Genomic DNA, 18,846 nt, shown 5'->3' with positions numbered 1-18,846 from the left:
GCCATGTCGCCTCTATGGCGCGACGGTAATCGCTTCACCCTGCTGCCGGAAGCGGCGGTGTTTCTGCCCAACATGCTCGAGACGATCGACGCCGCCGAGCACTACGTGCTGGTCGAACTCTACCTGATGGAGTCCGGCGAGCTCGCCGACCGGCTGAGCAAAGCGCTGATCGACGCCTGCGCTCGCGGTGTGAAGGTGTACCTGCTGCTCGATGGCTACGGCGCCATGGGGCTTGAAAACGCGGACCGCACGCGGCTGATGCAGGGCGGCGTGGCGCTGGCGTTTTTCAATCCGCTCGGGCTTCACTCACTGACGCGCAACCTGAGTCGCGATCACCGAAAGATCGTGGTGGTCGACGGGCGCGTGGCGTTCACCGGCGGCTTCGGCGCGGTGGACGAATTCCTCAAGGCCTGGTACGAGATCGCGGTACGGGTAGAAGGCCCGGCAGTGGCGGACTGGGAGGCGCTGTTTCGAAGGCTATGGCGCTCGACGCTGACCCGCCATGACAAACAGAGCCCACGCCCGGCGCTCGCCCCGCGCCTGGCGCCGCCGCACTTCGAGGACGGCGCGTTTGGGCGAGTGATGCCGGCGCGCGGCTACCGCTACCAGGCGATTCGCCACTCGCTGCATGCTCAGGTGCGCGGCTCGAAAACCAGGCTCTGGCTCTGCACCCCGTACTTCGTGCCCACCTTTGCGCTTAGACGGCGGCTCGCCCGGGCGGCCAGGCGGGGCGTGGACGTGCGCCTGCTGCTGCCGGGGCAAAAGCACGACCACCCGGGTGTGCGCTACGCGGGGCAGCGCTTTTATCAAGCGCTATTGAAAGCCGGGGTGCGCATCTTCGAGTTCCAGCCGACCTTCATTCATGCCAAGTTCGTGCTGGTAGATGACTGGGTGAGCATCGGCTCCTGCAACTTCGATCACTGGAATCTTCATTACAACATGGAGGCGAACCAGGAGATTCGCTCGCCCGCCATGGCGGAAGAAGTGCAGGCGCTGTTCGAGCGTAACTTCGCCGCAAGCGACGAGGTCGACGCCCACGCCTGGGCGTCCAGACCCTGGCCCCAGCGCGTGCGAGAGTGGCTTTACGGGCTGCTGGATGCGGTGGTAACGCGCCTGAAATAGCTCTTTGGCTGAAATAGCGCCCTGGCTGAAATAGCGCCCTAGCGCTTTTGACCCTTGGGCGGCTTTTTACCGCCGGCGGGCTTTTTCGGCCGTGGTTTGGGCTTGGCCGTTTCCGGCGGTACGCGGTAGTGCAGGTACAAGTCGAGCACGAGTTCCGGCAGCTGGCCGACCAGCTCTTCCTGGCGGGCGGTATCCTTTGAAAGCTCCACCATGTCCGGCTCGTCGTCGAAAAGCCCCGACAGCAGCATGAAGGGCAGTAGCAGCGTGGCGGCGGCCTCTTCGTCGTCCTGGAACCAGGCCGCTTCGTCGCTGAACACCGCTTCCATGAAGCCGGCACACCAGTCGCCGATGGGCGTCTCTTCCGGGGCGATGCCATCGAGAGTCAGCTCGAACGGCAGCTCCGGAAGCCCACCCTGCTCCAACACGCTGATTGCGTTGTCGCGAAGCCGGGTCAAAAGCGCAGTGATCTCCTCGCGCTCGGCGTCACTCTGGTAGTCGGGCTCGCCCTGGAAAAGCTCCTCGAGCCAGGCCTCGACGGGCTGCTCGCTGGGGGCGACAGCCAACGCCACCAGAAAACCGTGGGCGGAGATCAGATCCAGCGCATCCTCACCCACCTGGTCGGAGTCGAGGAAGTCGTCGAGCCGGTCGAGCTCATCGTCGGCCAGCAGCGGCTCCGGTGGAAGCTGCTCGGCGTGGTCACTGCTGGCATCAGAAGGCGGCTTTGCCATAAAAGGCCTCGTTCGATCGGTTTTGAGAAATTCGGCGCGAGCGCTCACACTCATGAGCGTCACTTCAAGGGTCAGTTTATCATCAATGAGCCGTTCACCACTGCCCGCCTGGTCGCCCGAGCGATTAAACGCACTGAGCGCCTCCGCGCTTATTAAGGCCACCCAAACCCGCGTCGACGAGGCGCTCGCCTGTGCTCGCGAGGTTCACCCGGCGCTGCCTGCGCCGAAGGTCTGGTTCGATTTGAAAGGCGCCAGCGCCGGCCAGGCGCACCTGGGCCGGGGCGGGCTGCGCTTCAATCAGGCGCTGCTGCTGGATAACCGTCAGGCGTACTTCGACGAGGTCATCCCCCACGAAATGGCTCACTGGCTGGTGTTTCATCTGGAAAACGGCCCGCGGCTCAAGCCCCACGGGCGCGAATGGCAAACCGTAATGCGCGAGCTTTATGGTCTCGCACCCAGGGTCACCCATCGCTTCGATATCGCGCACAGCCAGCGCCGGCCCTACCACTACCGCTGCGACTGCCAGAGCCACTATTTCACCGGCCAGCGCCACGCCCAGGCGCGCCGGGGGCGGCGCTACGCGTGTAGAAAATGTGGCACAGCGCTTCGCTTTATTGTTGAAAGTGAACCAAAATAGAGCATTAAGCATCTGTTTTATATGGCAAATTGGCTACTACCAATGTCTAAGAGGAAGGGGGCTTAAGTAGGTTTATGCTGAATCATCAAAAAGGCAAGCCACGCTCAGAGCGCTGTGGCTTAACGTTTTAAAATCCCTGCATTTTCACGGATCGAGGCTGTGTCATGAGCGAGCATAAAAACGTCTATCCGGTGCGCGATCACATCGCTTCCAACGCGTGGGCCGATCAGAAAACCTATCAGGCCCTTTATCAGCGCTCCATCGACGACCCGGAAGGCTTCTGGGCCGAACAGGCTAAGCGCCTCGAGTGGATCAAGGCGCCGAGCACGATCAAGAACACCTCCTTTGCCCGCGACAATGTCGATATCCGCTGGTTCGAGGACGGCACGCTCAACGTCGCCGCCAACTGCCTCGACCGCCACCTGGAAAAACGTGGCGACCAGACCGCGATCATTTGGGAAGGCGACGACCCGAAAGATTCCAAACACATCACCTACCGCGAACTTTTTGAGCGCACCAACCAGCTCGCTAACGCGCTGAAGTCCCTGGGCATCGAGCGCGGCGACACCGTGACACTCTACATGCCGATGATTCCCGAAGCCGCCATGGCGATGCTTGCCTGCGCGCGCATCGGCGCGGTGCACTCGGTGGTCTTCGGCGGCTTCTCGCCGGATGCGGTTGCCCAGCGCGTGATCGGCGCGGACTCCAAGCTCGTCATCACCGCCGACGAGTCGGTGCGCGGCGGCAAGCAGGTGCCGCTGAAAGAGAACGTCGACGCCGCGCTGACCCGCGACGGTACCGACGTGTGCAAGAACGTGCTGGTGGTCAAGCGCACCGGCGGCGACATCGAGTGGAATGAAGGCCGCGATCTCTGGTTCGATGAACTGGTCGATCAACAGTCCACCGAGTGCGAGATTGAAGCGATGGGCGCGGAAGACCCGCTGTTCATCCTCTACACCTCCGGCTCCACCGGCGCGCCGAAAGGGCTCAAGCACACGACCGGCGGCTACCTGGTCTACGCCTCCATGACCCATCAGTACGTGTTCGACTACCAGGAAGGCGAGGTCTACTGGTGCACCGCGGACGTCGGCTGGGTCACCGGCCACAGCTATATCGTCTACGGGCCGCTCGCCAATGGGGCGACCACGGTGATGTTCGAAGGCGTGCCGAGCTACCCAAGCCACGGGCGTATCGGTGAGATCGTCGACAAGCACAAGGTCAACATCCTCTACACCGCGCCAACGGCGGTGCGCGCGCTGATGGCCCACGGCGATGGCGTGATGGATTCGAGCTCGCGGGAGTCGCTGCGCATTCTCGGCTCGGTAGGCGAGCCCATCAATCCGGAAGCCTGGGAGTGGTTCTACCGCGTCATCGGCGACGAAAAATGTCCGATCGTCGATACCTGGTGGCAGACCGAAACCGGCGGCATCATGATCGCGCCGCTGCCTGGCGCGACGGATCTCAAGCCCGGCTCCGCGACCAAGCCGTTTTTCGGCGTAAAGCCGGCGTTGGTCGACAACGAAGGCAATATTCTCGAAGGTGCCACCGAAGGCAATCTCGTCATTCTGGATGCCTGGCCTGGCCAGGCGCGCTCGATCTGGGGCGATCACGAACGCTTCGTGCAGACCTACTTCTCGACCTACGACAACATGTATTTCACCGGCGACGGCTGCCGGCGCGACGAGGACGGCGATTACTGGATCACTGGCCGGGTCGACGACGTGCTCAACGTCTCCGGCCACCGCATGGGCACCGCCGAAATCGAGTCGTCGCTCGTGGCGCATAGTGCCGTGGCCGAAGCCGCGGTCGTGGGCTTCCCCCACGACATCAAGGGCCAGGGTATCTACATCTACGTCACCGTCAACGACGGCGTCGATGCCACGGACGAGCTCAAGAAAGAGCTCACTCAGTGGGTGCGTAAGGACATCGGCCCGATCGCCTCGCCGGACGTGATCCAGTGGGCGCCGGGGCTGCCCAAGACCCGCTCGGGCAAGATCATGCGCCGGATTCTTAGAAAGATCGCCGCCAACGAGTGCGACGGTCTGGGCGACACCAGTACGCTGGCCGACCCCTCGGTCGTGGATGATTTGATCGAGCACCGCGCATCGAAGTAGCGTTTCACGCAGGGCGGCGGTTCAAGCGCCAGCGAAACGCACGCGCTAACGCGTCAGCTATGTTAAGTTGAACGCAGGTCATAACCGCTCGGGTGCCGGCTTCACGCCGGCACCGCTTTTTTAGCGCCAGACCACCTGTGATAAATTGTGCGTGGTGGTGCTTTTGTATCTCAAAGCCCATGGGGTACCATGCTTCAACCGAATGAGCCAGTCGCTGCGGCGAAGACTTCCCGCGCTCGTGGAACCGGAGGAATATCATGGCAGTAGCCCATAAGTTTATCGTCGCAGACGATCATCCGCTGTTTCGGGCAGCGCTCACCCAGGCGTTGCGTCAGTTGGCTCCCCAGGCCGAGATCGTCGAAGCCGATACCATGGACGCTACGACCGAGGCGGTCAGCCGCCACCCCGACGCCGACCTGATTTTGTTGGATCTGCACATGCCCGGTGCCCACGGCTTCTCCGGGCTGATCCAGCTGCGCGGTCACATGCCGGATGTGCCGGTCGCGGTGGTCTCCGGCAGCGACGAGCCCTACGTGGTTCGCCGCGCGATCGATTACGGCGCCTCCGGTTTCATTCCCAAGTCCTCGTCGCTTGCGCTGATCGCCGAGGCGGTGGGCGAAATCCTCCAGGGTGAAGTGTGGTTGCCCGAAGCGCTGGCGGGGATTCTGGAAGAGACCAGCGAGGAGGAGTCGCGCTTTGCCGAGGCGATCGCCTCGCTCACACCGCAGCAGTTTCGCGTGCTCAACATGCTCACCGAAGGGTTACTCAACAAGCAGATCGCGTTCGAGCTCAACGTGTCGGAAGCCACCATCAAGGCGCACGTCACCGCGATTTTGCGCAAGCTCGGCGTCCACTCGCGCACCCAGGCCGTCATCGCCGCCCAGAAGCTCGAGGTCGAGCCGCCGAAAGTCGAATCCTGATCGAGATCGCGCCTTCAGAGAGCCTCGCTTATGGTCGCCATAAGCGAGGTTTTCTTTTGTGGCAAGCAAAAAGTTGCGCCGCGGGCTCGAGCAACCCTACGCGGGGCGCTGTGAATACTTCCCTGTACGCTACTTTCGCCATCTGACCGACATGGATGTCGGGAATGCCGAAAATGCAGGAGCGCTTTTCGGCCCTGGCGAAAAACCCCCGCTACGGGTTACTCGAGCCCGCTACCTCCTGGCTTACTCCTAATACGCAGCACTCAATCTCTGGCCCGACTCGCCTGCAGCGTCCGTGTCAGAAGCGCTCTGAGCGCCGCGGGTTTGACCGGTTTCAACAGCAGCTGATAGCCCGAGCGCTTGACCTCCTCGGCGACCTCCTCGGTACGGTCGGCGGTGATCACGATGCCCGGCACCGCGCCCGCCAGCCGCTCGGAGAGCGCCTCCAGCGCCATCAGCCCGGTGACTTCGTTATCCAGGTGGTAGTCCGCCAGAATCGCGTCCGGGTCGCCGTCCATGTTACGCAGGATCGACTTCGCCCCGCCGATGCTGGTGGCGGTGAAGACCTCACACCCCCACCCGCCGAGCATCGCGCTCATGCCCTCGAGAATCAGCGTTTCGTTGTCGATACAGACCAGTCGAGCACCAGCGAGCTTGTTGCCGCCGCGCCGAGCGGGCGCCTCGCTCGTCTCCGGCGCGGCTTCCCTGGCGGCCACGATCGGCACGCTCACCGAGAACACCGTGGCCACGTCTGGCCAGGAGCACACCTTGATCGGGTGATCCAGCACCCGGCTCATCCGGTCAGCGATCGAAAGCCCGAGCCCCAACCCCTTTTCGCTCTCCTTATGGCGCGAGACCTGATCCAGGCGGCGAAACTCCTGGAAGATTTCGGTGAGCTTGGATTCGGGAATGCCCGGGCCGCTGTCCCATACCTCGATATTGATCCGCTCGCCCTGGCGGCGACACCCCAGCAGCACCCGGCCCTGCTGGGTATAGCGCAGCGCGTTGGACAAGAAGTTCTGCACGATGCGCCGGAGCATCTGCGGGTCGGAGTCGACCCATAGCGCGGTGGGCACTACCTTCAAATCCAGACCCCGCTCATCGGCCATCACGTCGAACTCGGCGCGCAGCGGACGCACGATGTCCGCCAGCGCGAAGTGGCTGCGCCGCGGGGTCAGCGCCCCGGCGTCGAGCTTGGAGATATCCAGCAGCGTACCCAGAAGCTCCTCGGCGGCCTGCAGCGAGTTGTCGATATGGCCGATGGTGCGCTGGGTGCTGCTTTCGGATTCGTTTTGCATCAGCGCCGAGGTGAACAGGCGCGCGGCGTTCAAGGGCTGGAGCAGGTCGTGGCTCGCCGCGGCCAGAAAGCGGGTTTTCGAGGCGTTGGCGTCCTCGGCGACCTGCTTGGCCTGACGCAGTGCGTTTTCGGCCTCGGCGCGCACACGGTTCTCCTGACGCAGCGCCGCGTTGGCCTTGGAGAGGGCCTGGGTGCGCTCGCGCACGCGCTCTTCCAGCGTCTCGTTGGTCTCCTTGAGCGCAATCTCCGCCTGGCGGCGCTCGGTGATGTCCTGGTAGAGCGCGAAGAAGCCGAGAATCGCCTGGCTGTCGCCGAAGTGGGGCGTGTAGGTCACGAGCATATAGCGCATGCTCGACTCCACCCGCATCGATACCTCGAAGCTGACCCGCTCGCCGCCCAGCGCCCGGCGTACCCAGGGAATGCGCTCCTCGGCCTGCTTGACCGGCAGCACGTCCTCGAAGCGTTTGCCGATCACCGCGTTGCGATCGATGCTGAACGCCTGCTCGTAGGCGCGGTTGGTAAACAGATACCGGCTCTCCTTATCGAAGTAGGCGATCAGCGCCGGCACGTTGTCGGTGTAAATACGGATGTTGTTTTCCGAGCGGATCAGCGCCTCTTCGATACGCTTTTGCTGGGTGATGTCCTGGTAGGTGTAGACGAAACCGCCGCCGGGCATCGGCGTGCCCTGTACCTCCAGCACGCTGCCATCCTGACGGTAGCGCACGTAGCGGTGGGGCTGGCCCTTGCGAATGTTGGCCATCAAGAGCTCGACGTGCTCTTCCGGATCACCAGGGCCGTACTCGCCGTTGTGGGCGTTGTAGCGAAAGATGCGATCGATCGGGGCGCTGACGCGGATCAGGTGGTCGGGAAAGCGGAACAGCTCCAGATAGCGCTGGTTCCACACCACCAGGCGCAGGTTTTGATCTACCACGCTGATGCCCTGATTGATGTTCTCGATGGTCGCCTGCAACAGCGCCCGGTTGAACTCCAGCACCTGAGAGGCCTCATCGACGATCGAGATGACGTCCGAAATCCCGATGCCGCGGCCCTGTAGCGCCGAGTTCACCACGATGCGCGCGGAAGAGGCGCCGAGTACCGAGGCCAGAAAGCGCTCGGTGAACTGGATCACGTCGATCGAGGCGCGGGTACCGCTGTCCAGCGGCTTGCCGGCGCGCCGGGCGTAGTCCTCGAACGCGCGCTCGACCTGGCCGGCACCCAGAAAGCGCTCGCACAGCACTTTCAGATCGCCCACCGTGGTCGCCCCGGTCCAGGGGCGGTTGACCGAGGTCTGCCGGGTCTCGACGCTATCGACGAACAGCGAGGCCTGAATGCGTTCGACCACCCGCTGGGAGCTCACCTGAGAGACGAAGATGTAGCAAAAGAGATTCACCCCGAGCGAGAGCATCACGCCGTGGGTGAAGCTGTCGCCCAGATTCAGTCCGAAAAGCGCCACCGGCGAGAGCCAGGCGATGCCCAGCGGCCCCCCGACAAGCCAGGCCGTTGGCAGTACGCCGGCATTGATCATCGCCGGCATCAACAGGCTATACGCCCAGATCGCGAAGCCCGCGTTCATGCCGACAACGACGCCCAAACGGTTGCCGCGCTTCCAGTAGAGCCCGCCGATCACCGCCGGGGCGAACTGAGCGGCGGCGGCAAAGGAGAGCATCCCGATCGAGGCCAGCGACGTGAACTCGACGATCAGCTGATAAAACCCGTAGGCCAGCGCCAAGACGGCGACGATGGTCAGGCGACGGGCGCGCAGCACCAGCCGCCCGTAGTCACGGGCCTTGGTATCGAACCAGCGCAGCCGGAAAAGCGCCGGAATGACGATCTCGTTGGAGATCATGATCGACACCGCCACCGCCGCGACGATCACCATGCCCGTGGCCGCGGAGAAGCCACCGATAAAGGTTAAGAGCGTCAGCCACGTGTGATCGGAGGCCATGGCCAGCGCCAGCACATAGGTGTCCGGCTCGACGCCGGTGTCCGAGAACAGATAGAGCCCGGCGGCGGCCAGCGGCACTACGAAAAAGGCGAAGGCCAGCAGGTAGAGCGGAAACAGCCAGCGCGCCTTGTTGGCATCGTCGGGGTGAATGTTTTCGACCACCGCAACGTGGAACTGGCGCGGCAGACAGAGAATCGCCAGCATCGCCAGCAGCGTTTGCGCCCAGAAGCTCTGGCCAAAATCCTGGTTGGCGAGCTGGCGCTGAAGCGCCAGCTCGCTTTCGGCGTGGGCCATCAGGCTCCCCAAACCGTCGAACATCCCCCAGGTCACGAAAGCGCCCAGCACCACGAAGGCGAAAAGCTTCACCAGCGACTCGAAGGCGACCGCGTGGATCAGGCCCTCGTGGTGCTCGGTGGCATCGGTATGGCGGGTGCCGAACAAAATCGCGAACACCGCCATGACGATCGCCACGTAAAAGGCGGTGTCGTTGAAAAGCGCCCCGGTCGGCGCGTTGTTTTCGGTCAGCACGCTGAAGGTGGTGGAGACCGCTTTTAACTGAAGCGCGATGTAGGGCAGGGTACCGATCAGCGCCACCAGACTCGCGAAGGCCGCGAGCGACTGGCTCTTGCCGTAGCGCGAGGCGATGAAGTCGGCGATCGAGGTGACGTTTTGATGCTTGGCCACGCGAATCATCTTGGCCAACACCGGCCAGAAAAGCAGAAAGGTCAGAATCGGGCCGACGAAGATGCTCGCAAACGACCAGCCCGCGGTAGCCGCCTGGCCCACCGCGCCGTAAAACGTCCAGGAGGTGCAGTAGATGGCCAGCGCCAAACTGTAGATGATCGGCCGGCGGCGGCTGGCGCCTCGCGTGCGCGCGCGCCGGTCGCCAAACCAGGCGATGCCGAACAGCACCGCGATGTATAAAAGAGAGACCGCAACGAGAAGCCCGCCGTGAAACATGCTTTTCTCCTGCTCTGAGCCACGCCGGGCTAGTCGTCGAAGCCGCCCAGTTTAGGCCAAATCGCCCGGCGCGTCAGGCGCCAAACATCAGGCGCCAGGCTCGGCGCAGGCGCGCTGTAAAAGCGTGGAGTCACGGCGCAGGGTGCGAAGCCCCTCGCGGTCCGGGCGCTGATTCGCCTTGAAGAGTGGCACGAGTTCGCGGTTGTCGCAGTTGAGCAGATACCCCTGGGGAATCACGAGGTCGGTATGGCGGCGCTCGAAGTGGTAGAGCATGAATTCCGCCACGTCGCCGCTGCGCGAGAGGCTGTCGCGGTCGAGCACGCTAAAGCGGGTGGTCATCGGAAACGCGAACGTCCAGGGGCGCCAGATTTCGGTGCCCGCAGCGCTGTCGATGACCTCGGCGGAGGCGGGCAGTTGCGCCTTTTTGTGATCGAACCAGCTGTACTCCACGTGAATCTGATAGCCGAGCATGCCAAGCCCGGCCATGACCGGCACGATCCATTTGGGCAAACGATTGCCGGAGAGCTTGCGCAGTAGAAGGCCGATACCCGCCGCGGCCAGGGCGGCGAACACGGCGGCAACCAGATGCCAGATCATAAGCGTATTCCTGAAAGCGGTCGTTGAGTCGAATTCAAACGCGGCGGGCTTCCCGGAGGAAGCCCGCACGCGCCTTTCTTTTGTGAAACCTTTCTTTTATGAAACCTTGCGGCTTCGATTATGGCTTAGTGTTCGACGGCTGCACCAGCCCCTTTCGGATAGCGCACGCTTTCCACCAGCTCCTGGATCGCCAGGGGAGGCGGCGCGGTCACGCGCGATACCGCAAAGGCTACGGCGAAGTTGATCATCGCACCCACCGCGCCAAACGACAGCGGCGAGATGCCGATGAACCAGTTATCCGGCGTATTGGCCAGCATGTTGGTGCCGGGGATGAAGAACCAGCCAAGGTAGGTGAAGATATAGAGAAGCGTCGAGATCAGACCCGCCAGCATGCCGCAGATGGCGCCGGCGCTGTTCATGCGGGTGGAGAAGATCCCCATCATCAGTACCGGGAACAGCGAGGCCGCGGCGATCCCGAAGGCCAGCGCCACCGTCTGTGCGGCAAACCCTGGCGGATTGAGACCAAGGTACGTGGCGAGCAAAATCGCCCCACCCATGGAAATCCGCGCCGCCAGCATCTCCTTTTTCTCGCTGATGTTCGGATTGATGGTGTTCTTGATCAAGTCGTGGCTGATCGCCGAGGAGATCGCCAGCAGCAGCCCCGCCGCGGTGGACAGCGCCGCCGCGATACCGCCCGCCGCGATCAAGCCGACTACCCAGCCCGGCAGGTTGGCGATTTCCGGGTTGGCCAGTACCAGAATGTCGTTATTGACCGTCAGTTCGTTGCCCGCCCAGCCGCGCTCTTCGGCGGTGCCGGTGAAGCCTTCGCTGGTGTCGTTGTAGAACTGGATGCGGCCGTCATCGTTGACGTCGCTGTAGACGATCAGGCCGGTATCTTCCCAGGTCTGGAACCAGGCCGGGCGGTCGGCGTAGAGGATCGGTTCGGCGGCGGCCTCGTAATCCTCGACCTGACCGGTCATTTCCGGATACACCGTGGTCATCAGGTTAAGCCTGGCCATGGAGGCCACGGCCGGGGCGGTCAGGTAGAGCAGGGCGATGAACACCAGCGCCCAGCCCGCGGACCAGCGCGCGTCGGCCACCTTCGGCACGGTGAAAAAGCGGATGATGACGTGGGGCAGACCCGCGGTACCGATCATGAGCGACAGCGTGAACAGCACCATGTTGAGCTTGTTGTCCACATCGCCGGTGTAGTCCTGGAAGCCCAGGGCGTTGACCACGTCGTCGAGTTTCTGCAGAAGCGGCACGCCGGACTCGGTGTGGGTGCTGAACATGCCGAACATCGGAATCGGGTTCCCGGTGAGCTGCATGGCGATGAACACCGCCGGAATGGTGTAAGCGACGATCAGCACGACGTACTGCGCCACCTGGGTGTAGGTGATGCCCTTCATGCCGCCGAGCACCGCGTAGAAGAACACGGTGACCGCCGCAATCCAGATGCCCCAGGTGCTGGGCACTTCCAGAAAGCGCGAGAACGCCACGCCCGCACCGGTCATTTGACCGATAACGTAGGTGACCGAGGCGATGATCAGACACGCCACCGCGACTACGCGGGCGGTGCGGCTATAAAAGCGCTCGCCGATGAAGTCCGGCACGGTGAACTTGCCGAACTTGCGCAGATAAGGCGCGAGCAGCATGGCCAGAATCACGAAGCCGCCGGTCCAGCCCATCAGGAAGGTGGAGTTGGCGTAGCCGCCGGAGGCGATCAAACCGGCCATGGAAATGAACGACGCCGCCGACATCCAGTCCGCGGCGGTCGCCATGCCGTTGGTCACCGGGTGAACGCCGCCACCGGCGACGTAGAAGTCCTTGGTAGAGCCGGCACGTGCCCATATCGCGATGCCGATATAGAGCGCGAAGGAGGCGCCGACGAACAGTAAGTTGATGGCAAACTGGCTCATTGGCTTACTCTCCCAGGCCGAATTTCTTGTCGAGCTTGTTCATTCTCCAGGCGTAGAAGAAGATCAGCGCGATAAAGGTCAGAATCGAGCCCTGCTGGGCGAACCAGAAGCCCAGATCCGTGCCGCCCACAGGAATGGACGCCAGAAGCGGGCGAAACAGGATAGCGCAGCCGTAGGAGACGAACGCCCAAACGACCAAACAGCCTGTGATCAAGCGAACGTTGGCCTTCCAGTAAGCAGCAGCGTTGGATTTATCATCTGCTATCATGGTGCTCTCCATTTATGATTTTAAGGTTGGAAAGTGTCCAAACGCGGCCGGCGCAAAGCGCCTGACCGTATCGAGCGATTAACGTGTTCCCTTTAAAGCGATTTTTATGCCGGGTTGGTGCTCGCCACCGAGCGTCAGATACTCCCTCCTTGCCACCTGACACGATAAGTCGTACGCCCTAAGGCAATGTTATCTTCAAAACTCAGGCTAATACTGGCCAATAAATGGAAAAAAGAAATCCAGACTTTGGTATCACGGACTAAAGGCGCTATTGGCAACCTGAAAAATAGCGCTAAATTACTCTATACAATGGCGTTTTGAAGCCCCTTGAATACGACTTTGGTAAGGAGGCGACGATAGTCTATTAACCCAATTAATCTCCTTTCAGTCGTTTTTATCGAGCGTCGCTACTCTTTTTTTAGAACGCTTTATTCAAACTCGACGCTTTTAAAAAGTATTTGTTGGGCGTCGAGTTTATAGACTTTAGTAACAAGCGCGAGTAACCCGCGTTAGTCACAGGAAGTAGTCAGTCACAGGAAGTAGTCAGTCACAGGAAGTAGTAATAAGAACAATCAGCGCTAACGCCGCACTATCCGCGGGTATACACGGTTTAACCAGCTCGCATCACTGGTCGAACGTTTTCCCATTGTCGGATCCAGCGCGAGCGTGGCTTTTTAAGCAGGTGACGCATGATCGAGGTCGACCTTTCAAAACTGCCGTTTTCCCTGCTCGACGAAGCGGGCACGGCGCGGGTGCGCGACGGACTCGATCTCGCCTATTTCGATACCGGTGACGTCATTCTCGAGGCCGGTCAGCCCGGCGAAGGCGTTTTCATCATTCACAAGGGCGAGGTCGCCGAGCTCGACCCGGCAGAGCCCGCAGCCCGGACACGTATCGGCCACTACACCGAAGGTGATGTGTTCGGGGCGATCAGCCTTTTGAACGGCAAGAGTCGCTACCGCTTCGAAGCAGAGCAGGAGACGCTTTGCTACGTGTTGCAAAAGCAGACGTTCAGCGCGCTTTGTCAGCACTACCCGGCCTTCGAGGCATTTTTCCGGGAGACGCTTGCCCACAAGACCCAACTTTTGGCCGAGCGCCGCGCAGTGGACGGCATCACCATGGCCGGCTTCATGCTGGCGCGGGTGAGTGAGTGCATGCGCGCCCCGCTTGTGCTCGACGCCCGCGAGCCGCTCCAGCAGGCGGTGCATACGCTGCTGGCGCAGCAGGCCGACAGCCTGCTGGTAAGCGCAAAAGGCGGCTACGCCATGGTGACCAAAACGGATCTGCTGCGTGCGTTAGCGGTGGAGAAAACGCCGGCATCGACGCCGCTCGAGGCGCTGACGCCCACGGGGCTGGTCACCGTTACCCCGCAGCAGTACCTGTTCGAGGCGCTGGTGCTGATGACGCGCCACCAGATCGCACGCGTGGTCGTGATGGACGGCGAAGCCCTGGCCGGCATCGTCGAGCTTCCCGACGTGCTGAGCTACTTTTCGAGCCGCAGCTACGTGGTGGGGCTTCAAATCGAAAAGGCCGGCGACTTGAAGGCGCTTGCCCAGGCGAGCCGACGCACCCCGGAGCTCGTGCGGGCGCTAATGGCCCAAGGGGTGAAGCTTCGTTTCGTCATGGAACTTCTGGCGGCGCTCAACGCCCGCATCCATCACAAGGCTTTCGGCTTTGGCGCGCCGGACGCCCCTACGCAGCGGTGCTGTCTGGTGGTGATGGGCAGCGAAGGCCGCGGCGAGCAGATTCTCAAAACCGACCAGGACAACGCCCTGATTCTTGCGGACGACGCCAGCTGGCCAGAGGCGCCGGCGGCGATGCAGGCGCTCACCCGTACGCTGGTCGAGCTGGGCTACCCGCCGTGCCCGGGTAACATCATGGTTTCCAACCCCGAGTGGGTCGGGAGCGTGGCGACCTGGCAGGCGCGGATCGAGCGCTGGGCCGAGAAGCGCGACGGCGACAGCCTCATGAAGCTTGCCATCATGCTCGACGCCCGGGCCGTGGCCGGCAACGCCGAGCTTGCCCGGCGCGTGCGCCAGGCGCTCTACGCGCGCTGCGCCGACGATGAGCTTTTGCTGAGCTATCTGGCGCGGGCGGCGCTGAGTTTTTCCACGCCGCTGACGCTGTTCGGCTCGTTGAAAAGGCGCGAGCACGGCATCGACATCAAAAAGGGCGGGATTTTTCCTATCGTGCATGGCGTGCGCACCATGGCGCTGGAGCGGCGCATCGACGCCGAAAGCACCTTCGAGCGCCTCGAGGCGCTGGTGGCCGACGGCCGGCTGGAACATCGCTTCGCCGAGGACTTGGGCGAGGCGCTGGCGCTTTTCAGCGAGCTTCGCCTGCGCCAGCAGTTGGCGGCCCCAAACGGCCAGGCGGCGCTCGCCAACCACGTGGTGGTGCAGAGCCTGTCGTCGCTCGAGCGCGACCTGCTGCGCGAGGCGCTGCACATCGTCAAGGAGTTCAAGGCGCGCCTTACCCACCGATACCACCTGGAGTACTCATAGCGGTATGCAATTGACGACTCGACACTTTTCACTCTTTGGCGGCTCGCTGCGTAGCTTGTTCAAGCGCGAGAGCGACCGCCGACGGCTGGCCGGTTCGCCCTTCGAGTGGCTGTTCCATCCTTATCTTGGCGAGGAGCTGGTGGCGCTGGCGTTTCGCTTCGCCCCGACCGATCCGATTTTGAGCGTGGCCGCAGTGGTGTTCAACGAGCGCCGCGTGCTGACCCAAAACGCCTGGGTGGCAACGCTTGCCGATCGCCACACGGTGGCAAGGCGTGCGCTGCGCCGCCACCAGGTGGAGCATCCGACCCCGGCGCTCATGGCGCCTACGGCGGAAAACATCGCCACGCTCGCCGAGTTCATTGGCAATCGTCCGGTCGTTGGGTGGGGGCTCGATCAAACGCTTGGGCCGGTCAACCGGCTGTTCGACCAGCGGCTGGGTTTCGAGCTGCCCAACGCCCAGGTCGATATCGAACGCCTCTACCAGCGCCGTCAGAAGCGCTCGTCGATCGACCCCCGGCTGGCGCCGGATCTCGACCAGGCGCTTCGCCATGCGCGGCTGACGCCCCCCGGTGCGACGTCGCTTCTGGGCGAGGCGAGCGCCTGCGCGCTTTTGTACATGCGTCTGACGCGCGACGCCGCGCTCGAGGCGTGAGCGGCGCTCGACGTTATTGGGTGGGGGCGGGAGTCTTGATAGAATGAGCGCCTTATCCTCATCACCGGCAGTGCGTACACCATGCAGCAACCCGATCACTTCGACCCCGTCGCGTTGGAAGCTGTCGCGTCCAACGGTTCAGCCGAGCTTCACGACGTCAAACAGAAGCGCGAATTCAACAAGTTGCAGAAAAGGCTTCGGCGCGAGGTCGGCAACGCCATTCTCGATTACAACATGATCGACGAAGGCGACCGGGTGATGGTGTGCCTGTCCGGCGGCAAGGACAGCTACACCATGCTCGAGATTTTGCGCAATCTGCAGCGCAACGCGCCGGTGAACTTTTCGCTGGTGGCGGTGAATCTCGATCAGAAGCAGCCGGGGTTCCCCGAGCACGTGCTGCCGCGCTACCTCGACGCCCAGGGCGTGGAGTACCACATCCTCGAGCGCGATACCTACTCGGTGGTGAAGGAGAAAACGCCGGAGGGCAAGACCACCTGCGCGCTCTGCTCACGGCTCAGACGCGGCTCGCTCTACGGCTTCGCCGAGGAGATCGGTGCGACCAAGATCGCGCTGGGCCATCACCGCGAAGACATTCTCGAAACGCTGTTTTTGAACATGTTCTTCGGCGGCTCGCTAAAGTCCATGCCGCCGAAACTGCTCTCTGATGACGGCAAGAACATCGTCATTCGCCCGCTGGCTTACTGCAAGGAAGCGGACATCGCCGAGTTCTCGCGGCTGATGGAATTTCCGATCATTCCCTGCAACCTGTGCGGCTCGCAGCCGAACATGCAGCGCCAGGAGGTCAAGAAGATGCTCGCCGAGTGGAACAGGAAATTCCCGGGTCGGCTCGAAAGCATGTTCAAGGCGGTCACCAACGTGGCGCCTTCGCAGCTGGCCGACCGCGCGCTTTTTGACTTCCAGGGGCTCGAGGCCAAACAGGCCGAACTCAAGGCCGGGCGTATTTCGGCGCTCAACCTGGGCTGATCCAGCGTCAGTTTACCGCTTCCTCATCGGCCAGGGTAATGAGCCTGGCCATGTCCAGAATGTTCACTTCCCGCCCGGATACCGCGACGACCTGCTGGCTTTGAAGGCGGCTCAGAATGCGGCTGACCGTCTCGACGGCCAAGCCAAGGTAGTTGCCGATATCCGCCCGCGCCATGGAGAGGCGAAAGCTGTAGGGCGAGTAGCCGCGGCGGCGAAAGCGATCCGAGAGCGTCGTGAGAAAGGTCGCCAGGCGCTGGTCGGCGGTCTTGCGCGATAAAAGGCGCATCATGCGCCGGTCGTCGCGAAGCTCCTTGCTCATGCTGCGATAAAGCTGGGTCCTGAGTTCGGGAAGCTCTTCGGAAAGCGTGTCCAGATGCTTGAAGGGAATTTCGCACACGGTGGTGGTTTCCAGCGCAATTACGCTGCCCGGGTAGGTCTCTTCGTCGATGCCGTCGAGGCCCACCAGCTCGCTTGGCAGATAGAAGTTGGTGAGCTGCTCAAAGCCCGAGCCTTCGCTGGTGACCTGCTTGAGACTGCCCGAGCGCACCGCAAAGACGCTCGAAAAACGCTCGCCCTGATGAAACAGCGCCTCGCCCTTTTTAAGCGGCGCGCGGCGGCGAATGATCGCGTCGAACTGGCTGATATCCTCGATCTGAAGCGCCAGCGGCAGGCACAGCGAGCTCAGGCTACAGGTCTGACAGCGAGGGGCTTGCAAAAGCGCCGAGCGCTGGCGGGCGGGAGTCGACATTACCATCTCCTTATAAACCGTAGGTGCCCATTATAGGATTCTTGAGTAGCGCTGGGCGAGCGGCGCCGACAGATGAGCGTCGAAGGCCATCGCCAGATGGCGGATCAACAGTCGCCCGATTGGCGTCACGTTCAACACCGCGCCCGTGCGCTCGATCAAACCGTCACGTTCGGCCTGGGCGAGCCGTGACAGCGCATCAGCAAAGTAAGCCTCGGCGTCGATGTCAAAGCGCGCGCTGATCAAGGCCAGGTCCAGGCGCATATCGCACATCAGCCGCTCGATCACCGCGCGGCGAATCAGATCGTCCTGGCTCAAGCGAAGGCCCTTGCAGGTCGCCAGTCGCCCCTCATCGAGCGCCGCGGCGTAGTCGTCGAGCTTGACCGGGTTTTGCGCGTAAACGTCATCGATACGCGAAATGGCCGACACGCCCAGCCCGATCAGATCGCACTGCGCGTGGCTCGAGTAGCCCTGGAAGTTACGCGCAAGCGTGCCCTCGCGCTGGGCGATCGCCAGGCTGTCCTCGGGCAGGGCGAAGTGATCCATGCCGATATGCACGTAGCCCGCACTGGCCAGCATTTCGATGCTTTTACGCAACATGGCGAGTTTTTCGTCAGCGCCGGGAAGCTCGGCTTCATCGATGCGCCGCTGCGGCGCGAAGCGCGCGGGCAGGTGGGCGTAGTTGAAAAGCGAAAGCCTGGCCGGCCCCAGCTCGATCACCTGAGAGAGCGTATCGGCAAAGCGGCGCTCGCTCTGGCGTGGAAGGCCATAAATCAAATCCACGTTGAGCGAGCCAAAGCCGAGCCGGTGCGCCTCGTCCATCAGCGTTTCGGTCAGCTGCCTTGGCTGGACGCGGTTGATGGCGCGCTGCACGTCCGGGTCCAGGTCCTGCACACCCAGGCTCAGTCGGTTGAAGCCGAGCGACTGCAGATGGCGCAGGGTGAACACGTCCGCCTCGCGCGGGTCGATCTCGATGGCGTAATCGCGGTGCGGGTCGCTCGAGAGCCCGAAGCGGGCATCCAATCGATCGATCAAATCGCCCATTTGCGACAGCGTCAAAAAGGTTGGCGTGCCGCCGCCCCAGTGAAGCTGCTCGACCGGGCGCGAGGTGTCCACGTGGCGCGCGGCGAGCACCATCTCCCGGTCGAGCCGCGAAAGGTACGGCTCGGCGAGCTGACGGTTTTTGGTGGCGATCTTGTTGCAGGCGCAGTAGAAGCAGATCTTCTCGCAAAACGGGATGTGCACGTAGAGCGAAAGCGCCCGGCCGCTTGGGTTGCTGCGCGAAAGCGCCTGGGTGAAGTCATCACACGTGAAGCCGTCGTGAAAGGCAAGCGCCGTTGGGTAGGAGGTGTAGCGCGGCCCGCTCGTGTCGTAACGGCGCACGAGCGCCTCGTCCCAAACGGGGGCAAAGGGGGCAGCGGTTGCGTGGGCGCAGGTCGGCATGGAAGCTCCCG

The 18,846-nt window shown here is 62.6% G+C and carries 14 protein-coding genes; 7 read left to right on the top strand and 7 right to left on the bottom strand.

Annotated elements, in window-relative coordinates; translation table 11 throughout:
- Window positions 1-3 precede the first annotated feature (3 nt).
- Window positions 4-1,122: a phospholipase D-like domain-containing protein gene (locus RN346_RS13915; RefSeq protein WP_311961462.1), complete on the top strand. Its 1,119-nt coding sequence runs from the start codon at window positions 4-6 to the stop codon at window positions 1,120-1,122.
- A 38-nt stretch (window positions 1,123-1,160) separates the two neighbouring features.
- On the opposite strand, the gene RN346_RS13910 is transcribed toward RN346_RS13915, so the two are convergent.
- Window positions 1,161-1,850, bottom strand: a complete 690-nt coding sequence (locus RN346_RS13910; protein WP_263586223.1) for a YecA family protein — start codon at window positions 1,848-1,850, stop codon at window positions 1,161-1,163.
- 85 nt (window positions 1,851-1,935) lie between these two features.
- Here RN346_RS13910 and RN346_RS13905 point away from each other — a divergent pair, with 85 nt between their 5' ends.
- The 3 genes from RN346_RS13905 to RN346_RS13895 all read left to right on the top strand — a co-directional run bounded on the left by RN346_RS13905 (window position 1,936) and on the right by RN346_RS13895 (window position 5,521).
- Complete coding sequence (locus tag RN346_RS13905) at window positions 1,936-2,487, top strand: SprT-like domain-containing protein (protein WP_311961461.1); 552 nt, start codon at window positions 1,936-1,938, stop codon at window positions 2,485-2,487.
- Window positions 2,488-2,651: 164 nt separating this feature from the next.
- Window positions 2,652-4,601, top strand: a complete 1,950-nt coding sequence (gene acs / locus RN346_RS13900) for an acetate--CoA ligase (RefSeq protein WP_311961460.1) — start codon at window positions 2,652-2,654, stop codon at window positions 4,599-4,601.
- A gap of 257 nt (window positions 4,602-4,858) precedes the next feature.
- Window positions 4,859-5,521, top strand: coding sequence for a response regulator transcription factor (locus RN346_RS13895; protein ID WP_252106281.1), 663 nt, complete (start codon window positions 4,859-4,861; stop codon window positions 5,519-5,521).
- A 263-nt stretch (window positions 5,522-5,784) separates the two neighbouring features.
- On the opposite strand, the gene RN346_RS13890 is transcribed toward RN346_RS13895, so the two are convergent.
- The 4 genes from RN346_RS13890 to RN346_RS13875 all read right to left on the bottom strand — a co-directional run bounded on the left by RN346_RS13890 (window position 5,785) and on the right by RN346_RS13875 (window position 12,507).
- Window positions 5,785-9,723: a NahK/ErcS family hybrid sensor histidine kinase/response regulator gene (locus RN346_RS13890; protein WP_311961459.1), complete on the bottom strand. Its 3,939-nt coding sequence runs from the start codon at window positions 9,721-9,723 to the stop codon at window positions 5,785-5,787.
- 87 nt (window positions 9,724-9,810) lie between these two features.
- A complete protein-coding gene (locus RN346_RS13885) occupies window positions 9,811-10,320 on the bottom strand; it encodes a hypothetical protein (protein ID WP_263586227.1) in 510 nt (169 codons plus the stop codon).
- 125 nt (window positions 10,321-10,445) lie between these two features.
- Window positions 10,446-12,239, bottom strand: coding sequence for a sodium:solute symporter family protein (locus tag RN346_RS13880; protein ID WP_311961458.1), 1,794 nt, complete (start codon window positions 12,237-12,239; stop codon window positions 10,446-10,448).
- Window positions 12,240-12,243: 4 nt separating this feature from the next.
- Window positions 12,244-12,507, bottom strand: coding sequence for a DUF4212 domain-containing protein (locus RN346_RS13875; protein WP_409335768.1), 264 nt, complete (start codon window positions 12,505-12,507; stop codon window positions 12,244-12,246).
- A gap of 689 nt (window positions 12,508-13,196) precedes the next feature.
- Here RN346_RS13875 and RN346_RS13870 point away from each other — a divergent pair.
- The 3 genes from RN346_RS13870 (at window position 13,197) to ttcA (ending at window position 16,647) form a co-directional block, all read left to right on the top strand.
- The gene (locus tag RN346_RS13870) at window positions 13,197-15,011 is read left to right on the top strand and encodes a putative nucleotidyltransferase substrate binding domain-containing protein (protein ID WP_311961457.1); all 1,815 of its coding nucleotides are present in this window, start codon (window positions 13,197-13,199) and stop codon (window positions 15,009-15,011) included.
- 4 nt (window positions 15,012-15,015) lie between these two features.
- Entirely contained in the window at window positions 15,016-15,663 is a 648-nt protein-coding gene (locus RN346_RS13865; protein ID WP_263586230.1) for a DNA polymerase III subunit epsilon, read from the top strand.
- Window positions 15,664-15,744: 81 nt separating this feature from the next.
- Window positions 15,745-16,647, top strand: coding sequence for a tRNA 2-thiocytidine(32) synthetase TtcA (gene ttcA / locus RN346_RS13860; protein ID WP_263586231.1), 903 nt, complete (start codon window positions 15,745-15,747; stop codon window positions 16,645-16,647).
- Window positions 16,648-16,654: 7 nt separating this feature from the next.
- On the opposite strand, the gene fnr is transcribed toward ttcA, so the two are convergent.
- On the bottom strand, window positions 16,655-17,395 hold the full coding sequence (fnr, locus tag RN346_RS13855; protein ID WP_263586232.1) for a fumarate/nitrate reduction transcriptional regulator Fnr: 741 nt from the start codon (window positions 17,393-17,395) through the stop codon (window positions 16,655-16,657).
- A 30-nt stretch (window positions 17,396-17,425) separates the two neighbouring features.
- Complete coding sequence (hemN, locus tag RN346_RS13850; RefSeq protein WP_263586233.1) at window positions 17,426-18,835, bottom strand: oxygen-independent coproporphyrinogen III oxidase; 1,410 nt, start codon at window positions 18,833-18,835, stop codon at window positions 17,426-17,428.
- Between the last annotated feature and the right edge of the window lie 11 nt (window positions 18,836-18,846).

This window comes from Halomonas sp. PAMB 3232 (genome assembly GCF_031954225.1).
Lineage (GTDB): Bacteria > Pseudomonadota > Gammaproteobacteria > Pseudomonadales > Halomonadaceae > Vreelandella.
The sequence above is the reverse complement of the archived record's forward strand: the minus strand, read 5'-3'. Positions and strand labels throughout refer to the sequence as shown.